This window comes from Geomonas diazotrophica (assembly GCF_019063885.1).
Classification (GTDB): Bacteria; Desulfobacterota; Desulfuromonadia; order Geobacterales; family Geobacteraceae; genus Geomonas; species Geomonas diazotrophica.
This window is the reverse complement of sequence record NZ_CP077684.1, coordinates 3,541,332-3,566,166: the sequence shown is the minus strand read 5'-3', so window position 1 is coordinate 3,566,166 and position 24,835 is coordinate 3,541,332. Positions and strand designations below refer to the sequence as shown.

At 59.5% G+C, this 24,835-nt stretch carries 28 protein-coding genes and 5 tRNA genes; all 33 read left to right on the top strand.

Translation table 11 applies throughout. The features are described from left to right. Positions 1–290: 290 nt before the first annotated feature. The 33 genes from KP003_RS15575 (at position 291) to rplE (ending at position 24,815) form a co-directional block, all read left to right on the top strand. Positions 291–366 (top strand) — tRNA-Thr (locus KP003_RS15575). 31 nt (positions 367–397) lie between these two features. Continuing rightward, a tRNA-Tyr gene (locus tag KP003_RS15570) sits at positions 398–482 on the top strand. A 112-nt stretch (positions 483–594) separates the two neighbouring features. Then, a tRNA-Gly gene (locus tag KP003_RS15565) sits at positions 595–671 on the top strand. Positions 672–683: 12 nt separating this feature from the next. Next, a tRNA-Thr gene (locus KP003_RS15560) sits at positions 684–759 on the top strand. A gap of 62 nt (positions 760–821) precedes the next feature. Beyond that, on the top strand, positions 822–2,012 hold the full coding sequence (gene tuf / locus KP003_RS15555; protein ID WP_216500028.1) for an elongation factor Tu: 1,191 nt from the start codon (positions 822–824) through the stop codon (positions 2,010–2,012). A gap of 68 nt (positions 2,013–2,080) precedes the next feature. After that, positions 2,081–2,233, top strand: coding sequence for a 50S ribosomal protein L33 (gene rpmG, locus KP003_RS15550; RefSeq protein WP_012529352.1), 153 nt, complete (start codon positions 2,081–2,083; stop codon positions 2,231–2,233). Positions 2,234–2,275: 42 nt separating this feature from the next. Next, a tRNA-Trp gene (locus tag KP003_RS15545) sits at positions 2,276–2,352 on the top strand. A 34-nt stretch (positions 2,353–2,386) separates the two neighbouring features. Beyond that, positions 2,387–2,572: a preprotein translocase subunit SecE gene (gene secE / locus KP003_RS15540; protein ID WP_199390446.1), complete on the top strand. Its 186-nt coding sequence runs from the start codon at positions 2,387–2,389 to the stop codon at positions 2,570–2,572. A gap of 12 nt (positions 2,573–2,584) precedes the next feature. Then, on the top strand, positions 2,585–3,112 hold the full coding sequence (gene nusG, locus KP003_RS15535) for a transcription termination/antitermination protein NusG (RefSeq protein ID WP_216500029.1): 528 nt from the start codon (positions 2,585–2,587) through the stop codon (positions 3,110–3,112). A 63-nt stretch (positions 3,113–3,175) separates the two neighbouring features. Continuing rightward, on the top strand, positions 3,176–3,598 hold the full coding sequence (gene rplK / locus KP003_RS15530) for a 50S ribosomal protein L11 (protein WP_216500030.1): 423 nt from the start codon (positions 3,176–3,178) through the stop codon (positions 3,596–3,598). Between the two features lie 22 nt (positions 3,599–3,620). Continuing rightward, on the top strand, positions 3,621–4,322 hold the full coding sequence (rplA, locus tag KP003_RS15525; RefSeq protein ID WP_216500031.1) for a 50S ribosomal protein L1: 702 nt from the start codon (positions 3,621–3,623) through the stop codon (positions 4,320–4,322). Positions 4,323–4,560: 238 nt separating this feature from the next. After that, complete coding sequence (rplJ, locus tag KP003_RS15520; protein ID WP_183350951.1) at positions 4,561–5,082, top strand: 50S ribosomal protein L10; 522 nt, start codon at positions 4,561–4,563, stop codon at positions 5,080–5,082. A 60-nt stretch (positions 5,083–5,142) separates the two neighbouring features. Continuing rightward, positions 5,143–5,523: a 50S ribosomal protein L7/L12 gene (gene rplL / locus KP003_RS15515; RefSeq protein ID WP_216500032.1), complete on the top strand. Its 381-nt coding sequence runs from the start codon at positions 5,143–5,145 to the stop codon at positions 5,521–5,523. 162 nt (positions 5,524–5,685) lie between these two features. Continuing rightward, entirely contained in the window at positions 5,686–9,801 is a 4,116-nt protein-coding gene (gene rpoB, locus KP003_RS15510; RefSeq protein WP_216500033.1) for a DNA-directed RNA polymerase subunit beta, read from the top strand. Positions 9,802–9,914: 113 nt separating this feature from the next. Continuing rightward, complete coding sequence (rpoC, locus tag KP003_RS15505) at positions 9,915–14,060, top strand: DNA-directed RNA polymerase subunit beta' (protein WP_216500034.1); 4,146 nt, start codon at positions 9,915–9,917, stop codon at positions 14,058–14,060. Between the two features lie 158 nt (positions 14,061–14,218). Beyond that, on the top strand, positions 14,219–14,590 hold the full coding sequence (rpsL, locus tag KP003_RS15500; protein WP_015719175.1) for a 30S ribosomal protein S12: 372 nt from the start codon (positions 14,219–14,221) through the stop codon (positions 14,588–14,590). A 52-nt stretch (positions 14,591–14,642) separates the two neighbouring features. After that, positions 14,643–15,113, top strand: coding sequence for a 30S ribosomal protein S7 (gene rpsG / locus KP003_RS15495; protein ID WP_129128342.1), 471 nt, complete (start codon positions 14,643–14,645; stop codon positions 15,111–15,113). A gap of 50 nt (positions 15,114–15,163) precedes the next feature. Further along, the gene (gene fusA / locus KP003_RS15490; RefSeq protein WP_216500035.1) at positions 15,164–17,242 is read left to right on the top strand and encodes an elongation factor G; all 2,079 of its coding nucleotides are present in this window, start codon (positions 15,164–15,166) and stop codon (positions 17,240–17,242) included. A gap of 34 nt (positions 17,243–17,276) precedes the next feature. Next, a complete protein-coding gene (gene tuf, locus KP003_RS15485; protein WP_216500028.1) occupies positions 17,277–18,467 on the top strand; it encodes an elongation factor Tu in 1,191 nt (396 codons plus the stop codon). Between the two features lie 111 nt (positions 18,468–18,578). Next, complete coding sequence (rpsJ, locus tag KP003_RS15480) at positions 18,579–18,887, top strand: 30S ribosomal protein S10 (RefSeq protein ID WP_012529365.1); 309 nt, start codon at positions 18,579–18,581, stop codon at positions 18,885–18,887. A gap of 21 nt (positions 18,888–18,908) precedes the next feature. Continuing rightward, entirely contained in the window at positions 18,909–19,544 is a 636-nt protein-coding gene (gene rplC / locus KP003_RS15475; protein ID WP_216500036.1) for a 50S ribosomal protein L3, read from the top strand. Between the two features lie 18 nt (positions 19,545–19,562). After that, positions 19,563–20,186, top strand: coding sequence for a 50S ribosomal protein L4 (rplD, locus tag KP003_RS15470; protein WP_216500037.1), 624 nt, complete (start codon positions 19,563–19,565; stop codon positions 20,184–20,186). After that, positions 20,183–20,467, top strand: a complete 285-nt coding sequence (locus KP003_RS15465; RefSeq protein WP_216500038.1) for a 50S ribosomal protein L23 — start codon at positions 20,183–20,185, stop codon at positions 20,465–20,467. The genes rplD and KP003_RS15465 overlap by 4 nt, the downstream gene beginning before the upstream one ends. 23 nt (positions 20,468–20,490) lie before the next feature. Next, positions 20,491–21,315: a 50S ribosomal protein L2 gene (gene rplB, locus KP003_RS15460; RefSeq protein WP_216500039.1), complete on the top strand. Its 825-nt coding sequence runs from the start codon at positions 20,491–20,493 to the stop codon at positions 21,313–21,315. 26 nt (positions 21,316–21,341) lie between these two features. Next, a complete protein-coding gene (gene rpsS / locus KP003_RS15455) occupies positions 21,342–21,623 on the top strand; it encodes a 30S ribosomal protein S19 (RefSeq protein ID WP_216500040.1) in 282 nt (93 codons plus the stop codon). 20 nt (positions 21,624–21,643) lie between these two features. Beyond that, positions 21,644–21,979 (top strand): 50S ribosomal protein L22, encoded by a 336-nt coding sequence (gene rplV, locus KP003_RS15450; RefSeq protein WP_012529371.1) that lies wholly within the window; start codon positions 21,644–21,646, stop codon positions 21,977–21,979. A gap of 21 nt (positions 21,980–22,000) precedes the next feature. Continuing rightward, positions 22,001–22,636 (top strand): 30S ribosomal protein S3, encoded by a 636-nt coding sequence (gene rpsC, locus KP003_RS15445; protein ID WP_012529372.1) that lies wholly within the window; start codon positions 22,001–22,003, stop codon positions 22,634–22,636. Positions 22,637–22,654: 18 nt separating this feature from the next. Next, on the top strand, positions 22,655–23,077 hold the full coding sequence (gene rplP / locus KP003_RS15440) for a 50S ribosomal protein L16 (RefSeq protein WP_216500041.1): 423 nt from the start codon (positions 22,655–22,657) through the stop codon (positions 23,075–23,077). Then, the gene (rpmC, locus tag KP003_RS15435) at positions 23,067–23,255 is read left to right on the top strand and encodes a 50S ribosomal protein L29 (protein ID WP_183350973.1); all 189 of its coding nucleotides are present in this window, start codon (positions 23,067–23,069) and stop codon (positions 23,253–23,255) included. Before rplP ends, rpmC begins: the two co-directional genes overlap by 11 nt. Before the next feature lie 9 nt (positions 23,256–23,264). Beyond that, entirely contained in the window at positions 23,265–23,522 is a 258-nt protein-coding gene (rpsQ, locus tag KP003_RS15430) for a 30S ribosomal protein S17 (RefSeq protein WP_183350975.1), read from the top strand. Positions 23,523–23,543: 21 nt separating this feature from the next. Beyond that, entirely contained in the window at positions 23,544–23,912 is a 369-nt protein-coding gene (rplN, locus tag KP003_RS15425; RefSeq protein ID WP_012529376.1) for a 50S ribosomal protein L14, read from the top strand. Positions 23,913–23,934: 22 nt separating this feature from the next. After that, on the top strand, positions 23,935–24,261 hold the full coding sequence (gene rplX / locus KP003_RS15420; RefSeq protein WP_199396278.1) for a 50S ribosomal protein L24: 327 nt from the start codon (positions 23,935–23,937) through the stop codon (positions 24,259–24,261). 14 nt (positions 24,262–24,275) lie between these two features. Beyond that, complete coding sequence (rplE, locus tag KP003_RS15415; protein WP_216500042.1) at positions 24,276–24,815, top strand: 50S ribosomal protein L5; 540 nt, start codon at positions 24,276–24,278, stop codon at positions 24,813–24,815. Positions 24,816–24,835 lie beyond the last annotated feature (20 nt).

Below are 24,835 nucleotides of genomic sequence, written 5' to 3'. Positions count from 1 at the left end.
CGGGGGCTGTTGTGCTCCCCGCAACTGCACAGTCGGGAAATTTTTGCAGCTGCGGGGAGCGTGGGGCGCTTTCAGGCTTGCGCTTGTCTAAACAATGGATATAGTATCGCTTTGTTTTCGTCCCCGGTGCAGGCATCTCTAAGGGCGCGAGACGTATACGGCGTGTGGTGGAAAATATTTCACATGCCCGGAAAAAAGATGTTGACACTGAGACCCTTTTGCTTTAGAACAGGGATTCGCTTCGCAACGCAAGGCGCGGACGCGGAAAGGTAGCGGATGGTGGCGAATCAGCTGGCGTAGCTCAATTGGTAGAGCAGCTGACTTGTAATCAGCAGGTTGCGGGTTCGAGTCCCATCGTCAGCTCCAGATTGAAAACTTAATAGCCTCACTTCTGTCTGGAGGGATTCCCGAGCGGCCAAAGGGAACAGACTGTAAATCTGTCGTCATCGACTTCGGAGGTTCGAATCCTCCTCCCTCCACCATACAAACTGCAGATGAGATGAGCGTCTGCTCAATCCAGGAGACCTTGGCGGGTCGCTGGTACTGGTTGGGTCGAGAACGATTCGAGTCAAAAAACTTCAGAGCAGGGAATTGGCGGGAATAGCTCAGTTGGCTAGAGCATCAGCCTTCCAAGCTGAGGGTCGCGGGTTCGAGTCCCGTTTCCCGCTCCAAAAACAGAATATGCCCACATAGCTCAGTAGGTAGAGCACTTCCTTGGTAAGGAAGAGGTCACCGGTTCGAATCCGGTTGTGGGCTCCACTCCCCTTCTAGAAAAAACATTCACATAAAAGCTGTAGTAGATACATCAGGGAGGATTCCTCATGGCTAAAGCTAAATTCGAAAGAACTAAACCGCATGTAAACATAGGGACCATCGGTCACGTCGACCACGGCAAGACCACCCTGACCGCAGCTATCACCAAGGTGCTCGCCGGCAAGGGCCAGGCCGAGTTCAAGGCCTTCGACCAGATCGACAACGCTCCGGAAGAGCGTGAGCGCGGCATCACCATCGCCACCGCACACGTCGAGTACGAGACCGACAAGCGTCACTACGCACACGTCGACTGCCCGGGCCACGCCGACTACGTCAAGAACATGATCACCGGTGCTGCGCAGATGGACGGCGCGATCCTGGTTGTTTCCGCAGCTGACGGCCCGATGCCGCAGACCCGCGAGCACATCCTGCTCGCACGTCAGGTCGGCGTCCCCTACATCGTCGTGTTCCTGAACAAGGCCGACATGGTGGACGACGAGGAGCTCCTCGAACTGGTCGAGCTGGAAGTTCGCGAACTCCTCTCCTCCTACGACTTCCCGGGCGACGATATCCCGATCATCAAGGGTTCCGCTCTGAAGGGGCTCGAGGGTGACAAGGGCGAGCTGGGCGAGCAGGCCATCATGAAGCTGATGGACGCCGTCGATGCCTACATCCCGGAGCCGCAGCGCGCCATCGACAAGCCGTTCCTCATGCCGGTCGAGGACGTGTTCTCCATCTCCGGTCGCGGCACCGTCGCCACCGGTCGTGTCGAGCGCGGCATCGTCAAGGTCGGCGAGGAGGTCGAGATCGTCGGCATCAAGGCCACCACCAAGACCACCGTCACCGGCGTCGAGATGTTCCGTAAGCTCCTCGACGAGGGTCGTGCAGGCGACAACATCGGCGCCCTGCTGCGCGGCGTGAAGCGTGAAGAGATCGAGCGCGGCCAGGTTCTTGCCAAGCCGGGCTCCATCACCCCGCACACCAAGTTCAAGGCAGAAGCCTACATCCTGTCCAAGGAAGAGGGCGGCCGTCACACCCCGTTCTTCAACGGCTACCGTCCGCAGTTCTACTTCAGGACCACCGACGTTACCGGCGTGGTTGACCTCGAGGCCGGCGTGGAGATGGTTATGCCGGGCGACAACGTCTCCGTGACCGTCAACCTGATCACCCCGATCGCAATGGACGAAGGTCTGCGCTTCGCAATCCGCGAAGGCGGCCGTACCGTCGGTGCAGGCGTCGTAGCCTCCATCATCGAGTAGGACCTGACGGGTTCTTTGAGTTCCGGAAGGATCGGGACGCGAAAATAGTTTGAAAAGGACGAAAGAAAATGCCTAGAGACATCATCACCCTTGGCTGCACCGAGTGCAAACAGCGTAACTATACCACCACGAAGAACAAGAAGAATACGCCTCAGAAGCTGGAGTTCAACAAGTACTGCCGCTTCTGCCAGAAGCACACGCTGCACAAGGAAACCAAATAGTTTGATTTGGGGTTCCCGGATCTCTCCGGGGACCCTCGCCGCAGGCCAGTAGCTCTAACGGCTAGAGCACCGGTCTCCAAAACCGGGTGTTGGGGGTTCGAATCCCTCCTGGCCTGCCATTTTTTTTTATCTTCACGAAGTGAGGAGTGACAAGTGCTCGCGAAAGCCAAGACTTTTTTTGAGGATGTACAGGCGGAGCTCGCCAAGGTGACTTGGCCGACCCGTAAAGAGACTTTCTCTACTGCTCAGGTGGTTGTCGTCATCATCGTGATCATCTCACTTTACCTTGGCGTCTGCGACGTGGTCCTTACTAAGCTCATCAAGTCGATACTCCGCTAGAGGACTCATCAAATGGCACACAAATGGTACGGCGTACATACCTACTCCGGCTTCGAGAACAAGGTGCGGCTCTCGCTTGCAGAGCGCATCAAGAATCTCGGCATGGAGGAGTTCTTCGGCGAGATCCTGATCCCGTGCGAAACCGTCGTCGAACTTAAGAAGGGGGAGAAGAAGACTTCTTCCAGGAAGTTCTTCCCCGGATACATTCTGGTGAACATGGAACTTAACGACGACACCTGGCACGTGGTCAAGGAGACCGCGAAGGTGACCGGGTTCGTCGGTGGAAACAACCCCTTCCCGATTCCGGACGACGAGGTCAACAAGATCACCAAGAGGATGGAAGAGGGGGCCGAGAAGCCCCGTCCCAAGGTCCTCTTCGAGGTGGGCGAGACGGTCAGGGTCATCGACGGTCCCTTCCTCAACTTCTCGGGCGTGGTCGAGGACGTCAAGCCGGACAAGGGGAAACTCAAGGTCATGGTAAGCATCTTCGGGCGCGCCACCCCGGTCGAGCTCGAGTTCATGCAGGTAGAAAAGCAGTAGGGCGACCTTCTGTTACCGATAGAAGCTTCAGGCAGTTCGAAGGAATGAAAAAGGAGTAGGAAAATGGCGAAAAAGATCACCGGTTACATAAAGCTGCAGGTACCCGCAGGGAAGGCAAACCCGTCTCCTCCGATCGGTCCCGCACTCGGTCAGCACGGCGTCAACATCATGGAGTTCTGCAAGGCCTTCAACGCGAAGACCCAGGCAGACGAAGGGACCATCACCCCGGTCGTGATCACTGTCTACGCCGACAGGTCCTTCACCTTCATCACCAAGACTCCGCCGGCTCCGATCCTCATCAAGAAGGCTCTCGGTCTGCAGAGCGGTTCCGCTACCCCCAACAAGACCAAGGTTGGCAAGCTGACCAAGGAGCAGGTACGCGAGATCGCAACTAAGAAGATGCCCGACCTCAATGCCGCGAGCCTTGAGGCTGCCATGAAGACCATCGAAGGTACCGCGCGCAGCATGGGCGTTGAAATAGCTTAAGTTAAAGAGAGGGTTATCAGAAATGTCTATGTCAAAGAAGCTTAAAGAGGCTCGCGCCAAGGTCGACAGGACCAAAACCTATCCCCTGACCGACGGCCTTGAGCTCGTGAAGAGCTCGGCTTATGCGAAGTTCGACGAGACCGTCGACTTGGTGGTGAAGCTGGGCGTCGACCCGCGTCACGCCGACCAGATGGTGCGCGGCGCTGTCGTGCTCCCCAATGGCCTCGGCAAGGACGTGCGCGTCCTGGTTTTCGCCAAGGGCGAGAAGGAGAAGGAGGCCCGCGAGGCCGGTGCCGATTACGTCGGTGCCGACGACCTGGTCGCCAAGATCCAGGAAGGGTGGTTCGAGTTCGACACCGCCATCGCTACCCCGGACATGATGGGTGTCGTGGGCAAGATCGGTAAGCTCCTCGGTCCCCGCGGCCTGATGCCGAACCCGAAAGTCGGCACCGTCACCTTCGACCTGGCTCGCGCCATCAAGGAGTCCAAGTCCGGTAAGGTCGAGTTCCGCGTCGAGAAGGCCGGTATCGTGCATGCGCCGGTCGGCAAGGTCTCCTTCAGCGCCGAGACCCTCAGGCAGAACGTGGTCGCCCTGGTGGAAGCCCTCCAGAAGGCGAAGCCGGCTGCAGCAAAGGGCACCTACATGAAGAAGGTTGCCGTGTCCTCCACCATGGGCCCGGGCGTCACCATCGATCTCGCTGACATCAGCGCGATCTTGAAATAAAGAGCAGTACCGCTGTAAAGCCAAAGTCAAAGACAGTGGGTGCCTAGGAACAGATAAAGATTGAGATAAAGATTGAGGTTTCCTTAGTCTTAATCCTAGTCTTAATCTGCTCCTCAGGTTTAAATGCCTCCGGGCGGCCAACCGAGACTTGCAGATGTTGCGCGAAAATGCATGTTCCGCAACTTCCTGACTTTGGCGGGGTTCCGTACCCGTATACCAAAAGAAAGGAGGAAGGCGCTTGAATAAGGAAAACAAACAAGAACTTGTTGCCGAGATGCACGACAAGCTCCAGAGGGCGCAGGCGGTATTCCTCGCGGATTTTCGCGGGATGAACGTCGGCCAGGCCACCGAGCTCAGAAATGAACTCAGGAAAGCCAACGCGGAGTACAAGGTCGTCAAGAACACCCTGCTCGAGATCGCTTCCAAGGGGACCGACAAGGAAGGTCTGTCGCAGTACTACGCAGGCCCCACCGCCATCGCCCTTTGCTACGATGATCCCGTCGCAGCGGCCAAGGTGCTGTCCCGCTTCAACAAGGAAAACACCAACCCGTTTACCTTGAAAGCTGGCGTACTCACCGGCAAGACCATCAACGTGGCTGAGATCCAGGCTCTGGCAGACCTGCCGAGCCGCGAAGTGCTTATCGCCAAGATGCTGGGCAGCATGCAGGCACCGGCAAGCAACTTCGTACGTGTTCTCGCGGCTGTCCCGGGCGGTTTCGTACGCGCGCTGGAACAGATCAGGATCCAGAAGGCTGCCTAGTCGCAGTCACCGACAATTTTCGCTTTAAACATCTAACAATATTCTCTGGAGGAATAAGAAATGGCTATCACCAAAGAAGAAGTAATCAGCTTCATCGAAAACATGTCCGTCCTCGAACTTGCCGGCCTCGTGAAAGAGCTCGAAGAGAAGTTCGGCGTTTCCGCAGCAGCTCCGGTTGCTGTGGCTGCTGCTGGCCCGGCTGCTGGCCCGGCTGAAGCTGCTGAAGAGAAGACCGAGTTCGACGTCATCCTGAAAGCTGCTGGCGCTAACAAGATCGCTGTCATCAAGGTCGTTCGCGGCCTGACCTCCCTGGGCCTCAAAGAAGCCAAGGACCTGGTCGACGGCGCTCCGCAGCCGGTCAAGACTGGCATCTCCAAAGAAGAAGCTGCCGACGCACAGAAGCAGCTGGTCGAGGCAGGCGCAGAAGTGGAAGTTAAGTAAGCTGTTCTGCACCGATCTTTACCAAAGCCAAGGTCGCTTTTTGCGGCCTTGGCTGTTCTATTTTAGTTTGAGGCCGCTTCACCCCGCAGCCACGTCCGACCAGAACAGCAGGAAATTCAAGGGGGTGGAGGTCTTCCAAGGCGTTCACCACAAGGAGAAGATATGGCTTATTCAATCGCGAATAACCCCCTGTTGCGCAAGAACTTCGCCAAGATCCACAAGATCATCGACATACCGAACCTCATCGACATCCAGAAAAATTCCTACAAGAGATTCCTCCAGCTCGACACTCCCGTAGACGCACGCAAGAATTCCGGCCTGGAAGCCGTGTTCAGGAGCGTGTTCCCGATCAGGGACTTCAGCGATACCGCTTCGCTTGAGTACGTTTCGTATTCGCTGGGCGCGCCGAAGTACGACGTCGAGGAGTGCCACCAGAGGGGGATGACCTTTGCCGCGCCGATGAAGGTGAAGGTACGGCTGGTAGTGTGGGATGTGGCGAAGGACCCCGGTACCAGATCGATCCGCGACATCAAGGAGCAGGAGGTTTATTTCGGCGAAATCCCGCTGATGACCGACAACGGGACCTTTATCATAAACGGCACCGAGCGCGTCATCGTGAGCCAGCTGCACCGCTCGCCGGGCGTGTTCTACGACCACGACAAGGGCAAGACCCACTCCAGTGGCAAAGTGCTCTACTCGGCCCGCGTGATCCCGTACCGCGGCTCGTGGCTTGACTTTGAATTTGACCATAAAGACATCCTTTATGTTCGCATAGACAGGCGTCGCAAGATGCCGGCCACCGTCCTGCTGAAGGCCCTTGGCTACTCCAACGACGCGCTGATCAACTACTTCTACAAGTCCGAGGAAGTGAGGGTCGGTGAAAACGGCGCCATGACGAAGCTCGTGGACGCGGAACTCCTCTCCAACCAGAAGGCCACCGCCGACATCGTGGACCCGGGCACCCAGGAGGTCATCCTCAAGGCGAACCGCAAGTTCACCAAGGCGGCCCTCCGCAAGATGGCCGAGCACGGCATCAAGGAGATCCCGATCGCCGAGGAGGAAGTGGTTGGCAAGGTCGCTTCCCACGACATCTACGATCCGGCCACCGGCGAGATCCTGGTCGAGTGCAACGAGGAGATCACCCAGGCGAAGCTCGAGGAGATGGTCCAGAAGGGGATCACCTCCTTCCAGGTGCTCTTCATCGACAACCTGCACGTCACCTCCAGCTTCCGCGACACCATCCTGATCGACAAGATCGGCTCTACCGACGAGGCGCTGATCGAGATCTACCGCCGCCTGCGTCCGGGCGATCCGCCGACCCTGAAGAGCGCGCTGGTTCTCTTCGAGAACCTGTTCTTCAACGCGGAGCGCTACGACCTCTCCGCCGTCGGCCGTCTGAAGCTCAACTACAAGCTCGGCGTGGACGTGCCGCTTGACTGCATGACGCTCACCCGCGAGGACATCCTCGAGGTGGTGCGCTACCTGATCGAGCTGAAAAACGGCAAGGGGAACATCGACGACATCGACCACCTGGGCAACCGCCGCGTGCGCGCCGTGGGTGAACTCCTCGAGAACCAGTACCGCATCGGCCTGGTCAGGATGGAGCGCGCCATCAAGGAGCGCATGAGCCTGCAGGAAGTCGAGAACCTGATGCCGCACGACCTGATCAACTCCAAGCCGGTTTCCGCCGTCGTGAAGGAGTTCTTCGGTTCCTCGCAGCTCTCCCAGTTCATGGACCAGACCAACCCGCTCTCCGAGGTCACGCACAAGCGTCGTCTCTCGGCTCTCGGACCGGGCGGTCTTACCCGTGAGCGCGCGGGCTTCGAGGTCCGCGACGTACACCCGACCCACTACGGTCGTGTCTGCCCGATCGAGACCCCGGAGGGGCCGAACATCGGTCTGATCGCGTCGCTCTCCACCTACGCGCGCATCAACGAGCACGGTTTCGTCGAGACGCCGTACCGCGTTGTCAAGGAAGGGAAGGTGACCGACGAGGTCCGCTTCTTCTCCGCGCTCGAGGAGGAAGGGCACGCCATCGCACAGGCCAACGCCGAAATGGATGAGACCGGCCGCTTCATGGCCGATTACATCTCCGCCAGGAAGTCCGGCGAGTTCGTGCTGGTCGGCCGCGACGAGCTGGAGCTCATGGACGTCGCCCCGATGCAGTTGGTCTCGGTCGCGGCCTCGCTGATCCCGTTCCTCGAGAACGACGACGCGAACCGCGCACTCATGGGTTCCAACATGCAGCGCCAGGCGGTGCCTCTCCTGCGCGCCGACTCCCCGCTGGTCGGTACCGGCATGGAGCGCGTCGTGGCCCGCGATTCCGGGGTTTCCTCGGTCGCCCGCCACAACGGCGTCGTGGAAAGCGTCGACGCCTCCAGGATCGTCGTCAAGATCGACGAGGACCAGTACGATGCCACCGGCACCGGTGTCGACATCTACAACCTGATCAAGTTCGCCCGTTCCAACCAGAACACCTGCATCAACCAGAGGCCGGTGGTGAAGGTGGGCGATCACGTGAAGGCCGGCGACATCATCGCCGACGGTCCTTCGACCGACATGGGCGAGCTGGCCCTGGGCCAGAACGTCCTGGTCGCCTTCATGCCGTGGGGCGGCTACAACTACGAGGACTCCATCCTCATCTCGGAGCGCCTGGTCAAGGACGACCGCTACACCTCGATCCACATCGAGGAGTTCGAGGCCGTCGCCCGCGACACCAAGCTCGGCAAGGAGGAGATCACCTCCGACATCCCGAACCTGGGCGAAGAGACCCTGAAGGACCTGGACGAGTCCGGCATCATCAGGATCGGCGCCGAGGTCCGCCCGGGCGACATCCTGGTCGGCAAGATCACCCCGAAAGGCGAGACACAGCTCTCCCCTGAAGAGAAACTGCTGCGCGCCATCTTCGGCGAGAAGGCGGGCGACGTGCGCGACACCTCGCTCAGGGTTCCGCCGGGGGTTGAGGGCACCGTCATCGGCGCCAAGATCTTCTCCCGGAAGGGTGCCGACAAGGACGCCCGTACCGAGATCATCGAGAAGGCCGAGGAGCAGCGTCTCAGGAAGGACGAGCAGGACGAGATCCGGATCATCCGTGATTCGGCCATCGGCAAGCTGAAGAAGCTGCTGGTGGGCAAGACCGCCGCCGTGAAGATCGAGGGCACCGACGGCAAGGTGCTGATCCCGAAAGGGGCAGCCATCACCGAGGAGATGCTGAAGTCCTTCTCCATGGACCGTTGGGACGAGATCTCCATCGCCGACGACGACACCATCGACGAGAAAGTGGCGCAGACCCTGGCCACCTTGAACCAGCAGATCGACATCATCAAGTACGTCTTCGACGACAAGGTGCAGAAGCTGCGCCGCGGCGACGACCTGCCGCCGGGCGTGATCAAGATGGTCAAGGTCTACATCGCCATCAAGCGCAAGCTGCAGGTGGGCGACAAGATGGCCGGCCGCCACGGCAACAAGGGTGTCGTCTCGAGGATCCTCCCCGAGGAGGACATGCCGTACATGGAAGACGGTCGTCCGGTCGAGATCGTCTTGAACCCGCTCGGCGTTCCGTCCCGTATGAACGTGGGACAGATCCTGGAGACGCACCTGGGGTGGGCCGCTCGCGGCCTGGGGTGGAAGATCGAGGAGTTCCTCGAGAAGAACACCCCGCACGACGAGGTGAAGCGTTTCCTGAAGGGCGTGTACCACGATCCGGAAATGCACCGCTTCATCGACAAGCTCGAGGGGGAGGAGCTCATCAACGTGGCCAAGCGCTTAAAGCGCGGCGTCCCGATGGCTTCCCCGGTCTTCGAGGGGGCGAGCGAGGAGTCGATCCAGGAGATGATGAAGCACGCCGGGTTCGAGACCACCGGCCAGGTCACCCTGTACGACGGCAAGAGCGGCGACAAGTTCATGCACAAGGTCACCGTCGGCATCATGTACGTGCTGAAGCTGCACCACCTGGTCGACGACAAGATCCACGCAAGGAGCATCGGTCCCTACTCCCTGGTCACCCAGCAGCCGCTGGGGGGCAAGGCGCAGTTCGGTGGTCAGCGACTCGGGGAGATGGAGGTCTGGGCCATGGAAGCCTACGGCGCCGCCTATGCGCTGCAGGAGTTCCTCACCGTCAAGTCCGACGACGTGGCCGGCCGCACCAGGATGTACGAGGCCATCGTCAAAGGGAAGCACACCCTTGAGCCGGGCCTGCCGGAGTCGTTCAACGTCCTCATCAAGGAACTGCAGTCCCTTGGTCTCGACGTGGAGCTCCTGGAGAGCGACGAGGACTAGTAGCTGTCAGGCCGGTCCGACTAGTCTGACTAGTCGGGCTGGTCCGATGTCCGACGTCCGACAAGCTGCTTGAAACCGATAACGTAACTCCTACCGCTAAGGAGGAAAATACTTTGGAAGATATTTTCAATTTTTTCGATAAGCCGAAAGATCCGCTTCACTTCTCGTCCATCAAGATCTCGATCTCCTCGCCGGACAAGATCCGCGAGCGCTCCTTCGGGGAAGTGAAGAAGCCGGAAACCATCAACTACCGCACTTTCAAACCGGAGCGCGATGGCCTGTTCTGCGCCAAGATCTTCGGACCGACCAAGGACTACGAGTGCAACTGCGGCAAGTACAAGCGCATGAAGCACAGGGGCATCGTCTGCGAGAAGTGCGGCGTCGAGGTCATCCCGTCCAAGGTGCGCCGCGAGCGCCTGGGGCACATCGACCTGGCCACCCCGGTGGCGCACATCTGGTTCCTGAAGTCCCTGCCGTCCCGCATCGGCAACCTGATGGACATCACCCTGAAGGACCTCGAGAAGGTGCTTTACTTCGAGGCCTACGTGGTGACCGACCCGAAGGAAACCGGCATGCCGTTCGGCACCGTGCTCTCCGAGGACCAGTACCAGAAGGCCCTCGAGGAGTACAACTACGGCTTCGAGGCCGGCATGGGCGCGGCAGCAATCCGCACCTGCCTCACCTCGATGGACCTGGACCAGCTCTCCGAGCAGCTCCGCATCGAGATGCAGGAGGCGACCTCCGAGGCCAAGCGCAAGAAGACCGCCAAGCGTCTCAAGGTCATCGAGGCATTCAAGAACTCGGGCAACAAGCCGGAGTGGATGATCCTCGAGTGCATCCCGGTGCTGCCGCCGGAACTGCGCCCGCTGGTCCCCCTGGACGGCGGCCGCTTCGCTACAAGCGACCTGAACGACCTGTACCGCCGCGTCATCAACCGCAACAACCGGTTGAAGCGCCTGATGGAACTGCAGGCCCCCGAGGTCATCATCAGGAACGAGAAGCGCATGCTGCAGGAGGCGGTCGACGCGTTGTTCGACAACGGCCGTCGCGGCCGCGCCATCGCCGGTCCCAACAAGCGTCCGCTCAAGTCGCTCTCCGACATGCTCAAGGGCAAGTCGGGCCGCTTCCGTCAGAACCTGCTCGGTAAGCGTGTCGACTACTCCGGCCGTTCCGTTATCGTTGTCGGCCCGGAACTCCGCCTGCACCAGTGCGGCCTGCCCAAGAAGATGGCTCTCGAGCTCTTCAAGCCGTTCATCTACAACAAGCTCGAGGAGCGCGGCTTCGTCACCACCATCAAGAGCGCCAAGAAGATGGTGGAGAAGGAGAAGCCGGAGGTCTGGGACGTGCTCGAGGAGGTCATCAAGGAGCACCCGGTCATGCTGAACCGCGCCCCGACCCTGCACCGTTTGGGCATCCAGGCTTTCGAGCCGGTGCTCATCGAGGGGAAGGCGATCCAGCTTCACCCGCTGGTCTGCACCGCCTTCAACGCGGACTTCGACGGTGACCAGATGGCGGTCCACCTCCCCCTCTCCGTCGAGAGCCAGGTGGAAACCCGCGTGCTCATGATGTCCACCAACAACATCCTGTCGCCGGCGCACGGCAAGCCGATCATCGTGCCGTCCCAGGATATGGTCCTCGGCATCTACTACATGACCCGCGAGAAGCATTTCGCCCAGGGCGACGGCAAGATCTTCGCCTCCCCGGAAGAGGTGTCCATCGCCTGGGATGCGTCCGAGGTGCACCTGCAGGCCCGCGTCAAGGTCAGGATGAAGAACCTCCCGGCCGACGAGAAGCCGGCCCTGGTGGAAACCACCGTCGGCCGCGTGCTGCTGCGCGAGATCCTGCCGGACGCGGTGCCGTTCTCGGCCATCAACAAGGTGATGACCAAGAAGGAGCTCTCCAACCTGGTCGACACCTGCTACCGTTTGGCCGGCAACAAGGAGACCGTCATCCTCGCCGACAAGCTGAAGTCGATCGGCTTCCGCTACGCGGCCAAGGCGGGTATCTCCATCTCCATCAACGACATGGTCATCCCGGAAGGGAAACCGGCCATCATCAACCGCGCCACTGAAGAGGTGCAGGAGATCCAGAACCAGTACACCGAGGGTCTCATCACCGACGGCGAGCGTTACAACAAGGTCATCGACATCTGGGCCAAATCGACCGAGGACATCGCGAAAGAGATGCTGGACAACCTCTCCCGCGACACCATCACCGACCCGGATGGGAAGGAAGTCAAGGTACCGTCCTTCAACGCGATCCACATGATGGCCGACTCCGGCGCGAGGGGTAGTGCCCAGCAGATCCGCCAGCTGGCCGGGATGAGGGGACTCATGGCCAAGCCGTCCGGCGAGATCATCGAGACCCCGATCACCGCGAACTTCCGCGAAGGCCTCACCGTGCTGCAGTACTTCATCTCCACGCACGGTGCCCGTAAAGGTCTGGCCGATACCGCGCTCAAGACGGCGAACTCCGGTTACCTCACCCGCCGTCTGGTCGACGTCGCCCAGGACGCCATCATCACCGAGGAGGATTGCGGCACCATCGACGGCCTGACCGTCTCCTCCCTCACCGAGGGTGGCGAGGTCATCGAGCACATCGGCGACCGTATCCTCGGCCGCGTGGCCCTGGACGACATCCTCGACCCGGTCACCGGCGACGTGCTGGTGGCGGCCAACCAGGAGATCGACGAGACCCTGGTGGCGAGAATCGAGGCCGCCGGTCTCGAGAAGGTCAAGATCCGCTCGGTGCTCACCTGCGAGAGCCGCCGCGGCATCTGCGCCAAGTGCTACGGCCGCGACCTGGCACGCGGCCACCTGGTGAACCGCGGCGAGGCGGTCGGCGTCATCGCCGCCCAGTCCATCGGCGAGCCGGGCACCCAGCTGACCATGCGTACCTTCCACATCGGTGGTACCGCATCCCGTCGCGCCGAGCAGACCTCTCTGGAGTCGAGGAACGAGGGCTACGCCAAGTTCATCAACCTGCACTACGTAACCAACTCGGAAGGTCACCACATCGTTATGAACCGCAACGGTGAGCTGGCCATCGTGGACGAGACCGGGCGCGAGCGCGAGAAATACGGCATCGTCTACGGCGCCAAGATCAAGGTGAGCCCGGAAGAGAAGGTCACCCAGGGGCAGTCGCTGGCCGAGTGGGACCCGTACACCATGCCGATCCTCACCGAGATCTCCGGCCGCATCAAGTTCGGGGACGTGATCGAGGGCGTCACCATGGAGGAGCAGGTCGACGAAGTCACCGGTCTCTCCAGGAAGGTCATCATCGAGACCCGCGACGCCGACAAGCGCCCGCGCATCACCATCAAGGACGAGTCCGGCAAGACCGCCAAGATCGGCGAGAGCATGGCGCGCTACTACCTGCCGGTGGGCTCCAACATCAACGCGATGGAAGACACCGTGGTCGCCGCGGGTGACGTGATCGCCAAGATCCCGCGCGAAACCACCAAGACCAAGGACATCACCGGCGGTCTGCCGCGTGTCGCCGAGCTCTTCGAGGCCAGAAAGCCGAAAGACTTCGCGGTCATCACCGAGATAGACGGCGTGGTCGCCTTCGGCAAGGACGCCAAGGGCAAGCGTAAGGTCATCGTCACCCCCGAGGTGGGCGAGCCGAAGGAATACCTCATCCCCAAAGGGAAGCACATCAGCGTCCACGAAGGGGACCATGTCCGCGCCGGCGAGGCGCTCATGGACGGATCCTCCAACCCGCACGACATCCTGCGCGTACTGGGCCAGAAGGAACTGGCCAAGTACCTGGTCGACGAGGTGCAGGAGGTCTACCGCCTCCAGGGCGTCAAGATCAACGACAAGCACATCGAGACCATCGTACGTCAGATGCTGCGCCGCGTCAGGGTGAAGGACGTGGGCGATACCAACCTCTTGATCGACGATCAGATCGAGCGTTGGGTGTTTGAGGAAGAGAACGAGAAGGCGATGGATAAGGGCGGGCGTCCTGCCACTGCAGAGTCCCTGCTCCTTGGCATAACCAAGGCGTCGCTCTCGACTGAGTCATTTATTTCTGCTGCTTCCTTCCAGGAAACAACAAAAGTCTTGACACAGGCATCAATAGAAGGTAAGGTCGACAGTCTGCGTGGTCTGAAAGAAAACGTGATCATGGGCCGCCTGATCCCGGCGGGTACGGGATTGGCTCTTTACCGCAACCTGCGCATGGTTGCTGAGGAGCCAGTAATCATTCCGGAGCCAGTTGAACCGGAAGATGAAGAGATCTACGAAGAAGAAGCCTAGTCCAGTATCCGGCCAGTGAGAGCGGGTTCCCCGCTTCACTGGCCGGCGTCTCACTTTTATCAAATAAAACTTGACAAGCACGTACGTTATTGCTATTTTCGTCGCTTCCGCGCGCGGGGTACGTCTGTGCGTGGAGAAGAAACGCGTGAGAGGAATGTATGCCAACTATTAATCAGCTTATTCGTCACGGTCGGGAGTCAAAGGGTGAAAAATCCACTGCTCCGGCACTCAGGAGCTGCCCGCAGAAGAGGGGCGTTTGCACCAGGGTTTACACCACAACCCCGAAGAAACCGAACTCCGCGCTTCGTAAAGTCGCCAGGGTTAGGCTTACCAACGGCGTCGAGGTGACCTCCTACATTCCGGGTGTTGGTCACAACCTCCAGGAACACTCCGTCGTCCTGATCAGGGGCGGCAGGGTAAAGGACCTTCCGGGTGTTCGTTACCACATCGTCCGTGGCACGCTCGACTCTGTCGGCGTCAAGGGTCGCATGAAGAGCCGTTCCAAGTACGGTGCGAAGAGGCCCAAGTAGCCGTACGGTGCAAAAAGACCCAAGTAACCGATTTTAAGTGAGAGGTTAAGACATGCCAAGAAGAAGAGAAGTAGCAAAGCGGGTGATCCTCCCGGATCCGAAATACGGTGACAGGGTGGTTGCCAAGCTGATCAATATAATCATGCTGGACGGCAAGAAGTCCACCGCTGAGAAAGCTCTCTACGGTGCCCTCGAGATCGCGGCTGGCAAGGCCGGCGACGAGCCGGTGAAGGTGCTCAAGAAGTGCCTGGACAACATCAAGCCGATGCTGGAAGTCAAGTCCCGCAGGGTCGGCGGCTCCACCTACCAGGTTCCGGTTGAAGTCCGTCCGGAGCGCCGCATGTCTCTGGCCATGCGCTGGCTGGTGAAGTACTCCAACGCCCGCAGCGAGAAGACCGTCACCGACAAGCTCGCCGGCGAGATCCTCGATGCCTACAACAACCGTGGTTCCGCGGTCAAGAAGCGTGAGGACACCCACAAGATGGCCGAGGCGAACCGCGCCTTCGCCCATTACCGCTGGTAGTTCACGGCGGCACCCATTTAGGCTTAGAAAGCAACTCGGAGGAACAGTAAGTGGCACGTCAGGTTTCGTTGGAAATGACCCGTAATATCGGGATCATGGCTCACATAGATGCAGGGAAGACCACCACCACGGAGCGTATTCTCTATTACACCGGTGTTTCCCACAAGATCGGCGAGGTCCACGACGGCGCCGCTACCATGGACTGGATGGAGCAGGAGCAGGAGCGCGGCATCACCATCACCTCCGCGGCTACCACCTGCAACTGGAAGGACCACCGTATCAACATCATCGACACCCCGGGTCACGTCGACTTCACCATCGAGGTCGAGCGTTCCCTGCGCGTTCTCGATGGCGCCGTCGCCGTCTTCTGCTCGGTCGGTGGCGTCGAGCCCCAGTCCGAGACCGTATGGCGTCAGGCTGACAAGTACCGCGTTCCGCGCATCGCGTTCATCAACAAGATGGACCGCATCGGCGCGGACTTCTTCCGCGGCATCGCCATGATCAAGGATCGCCTCAAGGCGAACCCGGTCGCCCTGCAGATCCCGATCGGGAGCGAGGAGAACTACAAGGGCCTCGTCGACCTGATCGAGATGAAAGGGATGGTCTTCAACGACGAGACCATGGGCGCCGTGTACGACGTGGTTGACATCCCGGCCGACCTGGTCGACCAGGCCAACGAGTACCGCGAGCTGCTCATCGAGGAAGTTTCCTCCCACGACGACGCCCTCATGGAGAAATACCTGGGCGGCGAGGAGATCAGCAACGCCGAACTGAAGGCCGCCATCCGTCAGGCGACCCTCGACATCAAGATCTGCCCGGTCATCTGCGGTTCCGCCTTCAAGAACAAGGGCGTGCAGCACCTCCTCGACGCGGTGCTCGACTACATGCCGGCCCCGACCGACATCCCCGCTATCCAGGGTGTCGACGCCAACACCGAGGCGCCCATCGAGCGCCACGCATCTGATTCCGAGCCGTTCTCGGCCCTCGGCTTCAAGATCATGACCGACCCGTTCGTGGGGCAGCTCTGCTTCTTCCGCGTCTACTCGGGCGTGATCCAGTCCGGTTCCTACGTGTACAACGCCACCAAGGGCAAGCGCGAGAGGATCGGCCGCATCCTGAAGATGCACGCCAACAAGCGTGAAGAGATCAAGGAAGTCTACGCCGGCGACATCGCCGCCGCGGTAGGCCTGAAATACACCACCACGGGCGACACCCTGTGCGACGAGAACCACGCCGTCATCCTCGAGTCCATCGAGTTCCCGGAGCCGGTTATCTCCATCGCCATCGAGCCGAAAACCAAGGCAGACCAGGAAAAGCTCGGTCTCTCCCTGGGCAAGCTCGCTTCCGAGGACCCGTCCTTCCGCGTCAAGACCGACGAGGAGACCGGCCAGACCATCATCTCCGGCATGGGCGAGCTGCACCTCGAGATCATCGTGGACCGTCTCTTCCGCGAGTTCAAGGTTGAGGCGAACGTCGGCAAGCCGCAGGTTGCCTACCGCGAGACCATCACCAAGAAGGTCAAGGCGGAAGGGAAGTTCGTACGTCAGTCCGGCGGTCGCGGTCAGTTCGGCCACGTCTGGCTCGAGATCGAGCCGCAGGAGGCCGGGAAAGGGTACGAGTTCGTCGACGCCATCAAGGGCGGCGTCGTTCCCCGCGAGTACATCCCGGCGGTCGACAAGGGTATCAAAGAGGCGCTGGACAACGGCGTCATGGCCGGCTTCCCGGTGGTCGACATCAAGGTCACCCTGGTCGACGGTTCCTACCACGAGGTCGACTCCTCGGAGATGGCCTTCAAAATCGCAGGTTCCATGGGCTTCAAAGAGGGTTGCGCCAAGGCATCCCCGATCATCCTGGAGCCGATCATGTCGGTGGAAGTCGTGGTTCCCGAGGAGTACATGGGCGACGTCATCGGCGACCTGAACTCCCGCCGCGGCCGCATCATGGGCATGGAAGGGCGCGCAGGCGCACAGGTCGTCACCGCGATGGTGCCGCTGGCCCAGATGTTCGGCTACTCCACCGACCTGCGTTCCGCAACCCAGGGTCGTGCGACCTACTCCATGACCTTCGATCATTACGAGCCGGTACCGAAGTCGGTTGCCGAGGAGATAGTAGCGAAGGCCAAAGGCTAAATAATTCAATTTCCCTACTGAGGAGGATTCCGAAATGGCAAAAGCTAAATTTGAAAGAACTAAGCCGCACGTAAACATCGGCACCATCGGCCACGTCGACCACGGCAAGACCACCCTGACCGCAGCTATCACCAAGGTGCTCGCCGGCAAGGGCCAGGCCGAGTTCAAGGCCTTCGACCAGATCGACAACGCTCCGGAAGAGCGTGAGCGCGGCATCACCATCGCCACCGCACACGTCGAGTACGAGACCGACAAGCGCCACTACGCACACGTCGACTGCCCGGGCCACGCCGACTACGTCAAGAACATGATCACCGGTGCTGCGCAGATGGACGGCGCGATCCTGGTTGTTTCCGCAGCCGACGGCCCGATGCCGCAGACCCGCGAGCACATCCTGCTCGCACGTCAGGTCGGCGTCCCCTACATCGTCGTGTTCCTGAACAAGGCCGACATGGTGGACGACGAGGAGCTCCTCGAACTGGTCGAGCTGGAAGTTCGCGAACTCCTCTCCTCCTACGACTTCCCGGGCGACGATATCCCGATCATCAAGGGTTCCGCTCTGAAAGGTCTCGAGGGTGACAAGGGCGAGCTGGGCGAGCAGGCCATCATGAAGCTGATGGACGCCGTCGACGCCTACATCCCGGAGCCGCAGCGCGCCATCGACAAGCCGTTCCTCATGCCGGTAGAGGACGTGTTCTCCATCTCCGGTCGCGGCACCGTCGCCACCGGTCGTGTCGAGCGCGGCATCGTCAAGGTCGGCGAGGAGGTCGAGATCGTCGGCATCAAGGCCACCACCAAGACCACCGTCACCGGCGTCGAGATGTTCCGTAAGCTCCTCGACGAGGGGCGTGCAGGCGACAACATCGGCGCCCTGCTGCGCGGCGTGAAGCGTGAAGAGATCGAGCGCGGCCAGGTTCTTGCCAAGCCGGGCTCCATCACCCCGCACACCAAGTTCAAGGCAGAAGCCTACATCCTGTCCAAGGAAGAGGGCGGCCGTCACACCCCGTTCTTCAACGGCTACCGTCCGCAGTTCTACTTCAGGACCACCGACGTTACCGGCGTGGTTGACCTCGAGGCCGGCGTAGAGATGGTTATGCCGGGCGACAACGTCTCCGTGACCGTCAACCTGATCACCCCGATCGCAATGGACGAAGGTTTGCGCTTCGCAATCCGCGAAGGCGGCCGTACCGTCGGCGCAGGCGTGGTTGCTTCCATCATCGAGTAAGAATAGAAAAACATACGGTTTGCAGATCCGGGTGTCCGGGAGGCCGCGCCAGTGTGCCTCCCGGATGCCATGGACTGTAAACTGAAAAACTTGTTTCATCACGAGGAAGAGATGCCTAGTCAGAAAATTAGAATCCGCTTGAAAGCATACGACCACAAGCTGCTTGATACTTCCGTTGGCGAGATCGTCGATACCGCGAAGAGGACCGGGGCACGCGTTGCCGGCCCGATCCCGCTGCCGACCGTCATCAACAAGTACTGCGTGCTGCGTGGACCGCACGTCGACAAGAAGTCGCGCGAGCAGTTCGAGATCAGGACCCACAAGCGCCTGATTGATATCCTCGAGCCGACCCAGCAGACTGTCGACGCTCTGATGAAACTCGACCTCTCCGCAGGTGTGGACGTCGAGATCAAGCTTTAATACAAGGATAGGAAGTCGACCATGAATAAGGGATTGATTGGGAAAAAACTGGGCATGACCCAGATATTTGCCGAGGACGGCAGGCGCATCGCCGTGACCGTCGTCGAGGCTGGGCCGTGCGTCGTCCTCCAGAAGAAGACCGTAGAGAAGGACGGCTACAGCGCCATCCAGGTCGGTTACGGTGCGAAGGAGGCCTCCAAGGCCAACGCTGCCCAGGTGGGTCACTGCAAGGGCGCCGGTGCCGGCGTGTTCACTCACTACCGCGAGCTGCGCATGGACAACACCGAGGCCTACAACGTGGGCGACGTGATTGAGGCCGGCGTGTTCGCCGAGGGCGACCTGGTCGACGTGACCGGCACCTCCATCGGTAAGGGTTTTGCCGGCGTCATCAAGCGCTGGGGCTTCAAAGGCGGCCGGTCGAGCCACGGCTCCCGTTTCCACCGCGCCCCGGGCTCCATCGGCTGCTCCGCGACCCCCTCCAGGGTCTTCAAGAACAAGAAGATGCCGGGCCAGCTCGGTAACGAGAAGGTGACCGTGCAGCGTCTCAAAGTGGTACGCGTGGACGCTGCTGACAATCTGATTCTGCTCGGTGGAGCGATCCCCGGTTCCGCCAACGGCGTTGTCCTTATCAAGGACTCCGTCAAGGCGAAGAGATAACGGGGGCTGGAGATAGACATGGCAAAGTTAGACGTATTTGACATCAAAAAAGCAAAGGTCGGTGAGATCGAAGTCTCCGACGCCGTCTTCAACGACGACGTGCGCGAGTACCTGATCCACGAGGCCGTCAAGATCCAGCTCGCCAACCGCAGGCAGGGGACCGTAGCCGTCAAGAACCGCGCAGCGGTTTCCGGCTCCGGCAAGAAGCCCTTCAAGCAGAAGGGTACCGGCCAGGCCCGTCAGGGTTGCTCCAGGGCGCCCCAGTACCCCGGCGGCGGGGTGGCTTTCGGTCCGCAGCCGAAGACCTACAACCTCTCCATGAACAAGAAGGCGAGGAAAGCGGCTCTGAGAAGCGCCCTCTCCATGCTCTACAAGAAAGAGGCGATCACGGTTCTGAATAACTTCGAGCTTCCCGCAGTCAAGACAAAGGCATTTGTCGAGGTACTAAATGCTTTTAACCTTGACAAGACGCTCGTTATCACAGATACTGCGAATCTTACTTTGGAGCTCTCCGCCCGCAATGTGAAAAACGTCAAAGTGCTGGGTCCCGAAGGTCTCAATATTTTCGACATCATGAAATACCAGAGCGTCGTCTTTACCGAGGCCGCCGTTCGTCGTGTTGAAGGAGCATTACAGTCATGAACATCTATGACGTCATAAAGAAACCGCTCATCACTGAGAAGACCACGGTAGAGAAAGACGACAAGAACGTCATCGCTTTCGTGGTGAACGGTGCCGCCAACAAGATCGAGATCAAGGCTGCCGTCGAGAAGCTCTTCAACGCCAAGGTCGGCGCCGTGAACACCGTCAACGTGGCCGGCAAGACCAAGCGCACCGCGAAGGGCATCGGCAAGCGCTCCAACTGGAAGAAGGCATACGTCACCCTCGCAGAGGGTTCCGACGTCGATTTCTTCGAAGCATAAAAAAATCTGTGGGGATTTAGATAATGGCTATAAAAACTTACAAACCTACTTCTCCGGGTAGAAGGGCGCAGACCTGCTCGACCTTCGAGGAGATCACCGCCTGCAAACCTGAGAAATCTCTCGTCGAGAACCTCAAGAAGAGCGGTGGCAGGAACTCGAACGGCCGCGTTACTTCCAGGAACGTCGGCGGCGGCCACAAGCAGAAGTACAGGATCATCGATTTCCGTCGCGACAAGACCGACATCCCGGCCAAGGTCGCTTCCATCGAGTACGATCCGTGCCGCAGCGCGCGCATTGCGCTTTTGAACTACGCCGACGGCGAGAAGCGCTACATCCTGGCTCCGCTCTCCCTGAAAGTGGGCGATAGCGTTATCTCCAGCGAGCAGGCCGACATCAAGCCGGGCAACACGCTCCCCATCAGGTGCATCCCGCTGGGTACCATCATCCACAACATCGAGCTGAAGATCGGCAAGGGGGCCCAGCTGGCCCGTTCCGCCGGCACCTTCGCCCAGCTCATGTCCAAGGAAGGGAAGTACGCCCAGGTGAAGCTCCCCTCCTCGGAAGTCCGCATGATCCTCATGGACTGCAAGGCGACCATCGGCCAGGTGGGCAACGTGGATCACGAGAACGTCTCCATAGGCAAGGCTGGTCGTTCCCGCTGGCTCGGCATTCGCCCGCACGTAAGGGGCGTCGCGATGAACCCGGTCGACCACCCGCACGGCGGTGGCGAGGGCAGGACCTCCGGCGGCCGTCACCCGGTAACCCCGTGGGGTATCCCCACCAAGGGCTACAAGACGCGCACCAACAAGCGGTCCACGGCCTTCATCGTGAAGAAGCGCAGCAAATAACTCATCTGGATAGAGGATTTTAAAAGATGGCAAGATCTATAAAGAAGGGGCCTTTCGTTGACGCACATCTGGAAGCGAAAGCCCAGGCAGAACAGGCCGGCAGCAAGAAGGTGATCAAGACCTGGTCGCGTCGTTCGACCATCATCCCGGAATTCATCGGGCTTACCTTCGCGGTGCACAATGGCAAGAAGTTCATCCCTGTGTTCGTCACTGAGAACATGGTCGGCCACAAGATGGGCGAGTTCTCACCTACCAGAACCTTCTACGGCCACGCTGCTGACAAGAAGAGCAAGCTCAAGAAGAAGTAAGGTCCTAAAGGAGTTTTGTAATGGAATCATCCGCTAAATTATCCTCTGTCCGCCTCTCCCCGAGGAAAACACGCCTGGTCGTGGACCTCGTCAGGGGCAAGGGCATTCAGACTGCGCTGAACACCCTGCGTTTCTCGCCGCAACCGTCGGCGAAGCTTATCTCGAAGCTCCTTTCCTCGGCCGTTGCCAACGCCGAGCAGAAGGGTTGCTCCGATGTGGACAAGCTCTTCGTCAAGACGATTTTCGTCGACGGCGGCGCGGTACTTAAGCGCTTCACCCCCCGCGCCATGGGCCGGGCTAGCAAGATCAGAAAACCGACGAGCCACATTACCGTGGTCCTTGCGGAAAAGAAATAAGAACGGGTCGGAGGTGATGTTTTGGGTCAGAAAGTAAATCCTATAGGTTTCAGGCTCGGGGTTATTAAAACCTGGGATTCCAAATGGTACGCAGAGAAAGATTATGCAAAGCTTCTTCACGAAGACCTGAAGCTGCGCAATTTCCTTAAGAAAAGGCTGTATCATTCCGGCGTCTCCAAGATCGAGATCGAGCGCGCTGCGGGCAAGGCGAAGATCAACATCTTCACCGCTCGTCCGGGCCTGATCATCGGTAAGAAGGGCTCCGAGGTCGAGACCTTGAAGAAGGAGCTGGCCAAGCTCACCGACAAAGAGGTCTACCTTAACATACAGGAAGTCAGGAAGCCCGAGCTCGATGCGCAGCTCGTCGCCGAGAACGTGGCCATGCAGCTGGAGCGTCGTATCGCTTTCCGCCGCGCCATGAAAAAGAGCGTCACCTCGACGCTCAAGTTCGGCGCCAAAGGGATCAGGATCACCTGCTCGGGTCGCCTGGGCGGGGCAGAGATGTCCAGGACTGAATGGTACCGCGAAGGAAGGGTGCCGCTGCACACGCTGCGTGCGGACATCGACTACGGCTTCGCCGAGGCGAAGACCACCTACGGTATCATCGGCGTAAAAGTGCTCCTCTTCAAGGGTGAAGTGCTCTCCGCTAAAAAATAGGAACAGGAGTTTTTTGCGATGTTAATGCCCAAGAAAGTTAAGCATAGAAAGCAAATGAAAGGTCGCATGACCGGCACCCCGACGCGCGGCGTATCGCTCGCGTTCGGCGAGTTCGGTCTGCAGGCTACGGAGTGCGGCTGGCTGGATTCCCGCCAGATCGAGGCTGCCCGTATCGCCATGACCCGCTATATCAAGAGGGGCGGCAAGATCTGGATCCGCATCTTCCCGGACAAGCCGTTGACCTCGAAACCCGCCGAGACTCGTATGGGTAAGGGGAAAGGCTCCCCGGATTCCTGGGTCTGCGTCATCAAGCCTGGCCGTGTCCTTTACGAAATGGAAGGGGTCACCGAGGAAGTGGCGCGCGAGGCATTCCGGCTTGCGGCGCACAAGCTCCCCGTAGCCACCAAGTTCATCACGAGGGCGGAAATCAATGAAGGCTAACGAACTTAAAAACGCGACGGCAGCAGAGCTTGAAACCAAGAGCGCCGAGCTTACCAAGGAACTCTTCAACGTGAAGTTTCAGCTTCACACCGGGCGTCTGGAGAACACCGCCAAGGTGGCCAACCTCCGGAAGGACATTGCCCGCGTGAAGACCATACTCCGCGAAAAGAGAGGCTAAGAGATAGATATGAGCGAAAGAGGCAACAGGAAAACTCAGATCGGCGTGGTCGTCTCTGACAAGATGGACAAGACCGCAGTGGTAAAGGTCGACCGCCTGGTGAAGCACCCCGTCTACAACAAATACATCAAGCGCTCCGCCAAGTACAAGGCGCACGATATCGATAACTCCGCCAAGATCGGGGACCGTGTTCTTATCGTTGAAACTCGTCCGCTTTCCAAGGACAAGCGCTGGAAGATCAGACAGATTATCGAGTCCAAGGCTTAAGGGCTCGCCGGGAGTTAAACAATGATTCAGATGCAGACACTATTGGACGTGGCGGACAACTCCGGCGCGAAGAAGCTCTTTTGCATTAAAGTGCTCGGCGGCTCCAAGCGCCGTTACGCCGGGATTGGCGACATCATCGTCGCTTCCGTCAAGGAAGCTCTCCCCAATTCGAAGGTGAAGAAGGGCGACGTGGTGAAGGCTGTCGTGGTGCGTACCGCCAAGGCTGTGGGGCGCCCGGACGGCTCCTACATCCGTTTCGACACCAACTCCGGCGTGGTCATCAACAACGCCAAGGAGCCGGTCGGCACTCGTATCTTCGGGCCGGTCGCCAGGGAACTTCGCGCCAAGAAGTTCATGAAGATCATATCCCTCGCCCCTGAGGTACTTTAAGACTAGATCCTGGAGAATAGAGATGCTGGGCAAAAAATTACATGTAAAGAAAAACGATACCGTCGTTGTTACCGCGGGTAAGGATCGTTCCAAGAGCGGCAAGGTGCTCTCCATCCATCCGAAGAAGGACGGCGTGATCGTCGAGGGGATCAACGTGGTGAAGCGCCACGTGAAGCCCCGCGGTTCCGAGCAGGGGGGCATCCTGGAGAAGGAGGCGCCGGTGCACATCTCCAACGTGATGCTGCTCTGCGGGAAGTGCAACAAGCCTGTAAGGACCAGGACCACCGTCCTGGAAGACGGAAAGAAGGCGCGCTGCTGTGTCAAATGCGGCGAGTCCTTTGACAAATAGTTTTGGAGGATTCAATGGCACGGCTGGCTGAGCTTTACAATAAAGAAATGGTCCCGCAACTGATGAAGGACCATAACTACGAAAACATCATGGAAGTCCCCAAGCTCGTGAAGATCGTCCTGAACATGGGCCTTGGCGAGGCGATCCAGAACGTGAAGATCCTGGATTCCGCCGCCGAGGAGCTGGGCGCCATCGCGGGCCAGAAGCCCGTGATCACCAAGGCGAAGAAGTCCATCGCGGGCTTCAAGCTGCGCCAGGGCATGCCGATCGGCTGCTCCGTCACGCTTCGTCGCGAGAAGATGTACGAGTTCCTCGACCGCCTGATCAGCGTCTCGCTGCCGCGCGTGCGTGACTTCAAGGGGATCAACGGCAAGGGCTTCGACGGCAAGGGTAACTACTCCCTGGGCATCAAGGAGCAGCTGATCTTCCCCGAGATCGACTACGACAAGGTCGACAAGATCAAGGGTCTCAACATCACGATCGTGACCACGGCAAAGACCGACGCTGAGGGCAAGGCGCTTCTCAAGCTCATGGGCCTGCCGTTCAGGAACTAATAAAGGGTTTGGAGGAATTC

Excerpts from the sequence above, each read along its gene's own strand:
- tuf (WP_216500028.1), top strand. The coding sequence starts at position 822 with ATGGCTAAAGCTAAATTCGAAAGAACTAAACCGCATGTAAACATAGGG.
- rpmG (WP_012529352.1), top strand. The coding sequence starts at position 2,081 with ATGCCTAGAGACATCATCACCCTTGGCTGCACCGAGTGCAAACAGCGT.
- nusG (WP_216500029.1), top strand. The coding sequence starts at position 2,585 with ATGGCACACAAATGGTACGGCGTACATACCTACTCCGGCTTCGAGAAC.
- rplK (WP_216500030.1), top strand. The coding sequence starts at position 3,176 with ATGGCGAAAAAGATCACCGGTTACATAAAGCTGCAGGTACCCGCAGGG.
- rplA (WP_216500031.1), top strand. The coding sequence starts at position 3,621 with ATGTCTATGTCAAAGAAGCTTAAAGAGGCTCGCGCCAAGGTCGACAGG.
- rplL (WP_216500032.1), top strand. The coding sequence starts at position 5,143 with ATGGCTATCACCAAAGAAGAAGTAATCAGCTTCATCGAAAACATGTCC.
- rpoB (WP_216500033.1), top strand. The coding sequence starts at position 5,686 with ATGGCTTATTCAATCGCGAATAACCCCCTGTTGCGCAAGAACTTCGCC.
- rpsL (WP_015719175.1), top strand. The coding sequence starts at position 14,219 with ATGCCAACTATTAATCAGCTTATTCGTCACGGTCGGGAGTCAAAGGGT.
- rpsG (WP_129128342.1), top strand. The coding sequence starts at position 14,643 with ATGCCAAGAAGAAGAGAAGTAGCAAAGCGGGTGATCCTCCCGGATCCG.
- tuf (WP_216500028.1), top strand. The coding sequence starts at position 17,277 with ATGGCAAAAGCTAAATTTGAAAGAACTAAGCCGCACGTAAACATCGGC.
- rpsJ (WP_012529365.1), top strand. The coding sequence starts at position 18,579 with ATGCCTAGTCAGAAAATTAGAATCCGCTTGAAAGCATACGACCACAAG.
- rplC (WP_216500036.1), top strand. The coding sequence starts at position 18,909 with ATGAATAAGGGATTGATTGGGAAAAAACTGGGCATGACCCAGATATTT.
- rplD (WP_216500037.1), top strand. The coding sequence starts at position 19,563 with ATGGCAAAGTTAGACGTATTTGACATCAAAAAAGCAAAGGTCGGTGAG.
- KP003_RS15465 (WP_216500038.1), top strand. The coding sequence starts at position 20,183 with ATGAACATCTATGACGTCATAAAGAAACCGCTCATCACTGAGAAGACC.
- rplB (WP_216500039.1), top strand. The coding sequence starts at position 20,491 with ATGGCTATAAAAACTTACAAACCTACTTCTCCGGGTAGAAGGGCGCAG.
- rpsS (WP_216500040.1), top strand. The coding sequence starts at position 21,342 with ATGGCAAGATCTATAAAGAAGGGGCCTTTCGTTGACGCACATCTGGAA.
- rplV (WP_012529371.1), top strand. The coding sequence starts at position 21,644 with ATGGAATCATCCGCTAAATTATCCTCTGTCCGCCTCTCCCCGAGGAAA.
- rplP (WP_216500041.1), top strand. The coding sequence starts at position 22,655 with ATGTTAATGCCCAAGAAAGTTAAGCATAGAAAGCAAATGAAAGGTCGC.
- rpmC (WP_183350973.1), top strand. The coding sequence starts at position 23,067 with ATGAAGGCTAACGAACTTAAAAACGCGACGGCAGCAGAGCTTGAAACC.
- rpsQ (WP_183350975.1), top strand. The coding sequence starts at position 23,265 with ATGAGCGAAAGAGGCAACAGGAAAACTCAGATCGGCGTGGTCGTCTCT.
- rplN (WP_012529376.1), top strand. The coding sequence starts at position 23,544 with ATGATTCAGATGCAGACACTATTGGACGTGGCGGACAACTCCGGCGCG.
- rplX (WP_199396278.1), top strand. The coding sequence starts at position 23,935 with ATGCTGGGCAAAAAATTACATGTAAAGAAAAACGATACCGTCGTTGTT.
- rplE (WP_216500042.1), top strand. The coding sequence starts at position 24,276 with ATGGCACGGCTGGCTGAGCTTTACAATAAAGAAATGGTCCCGCAACTG.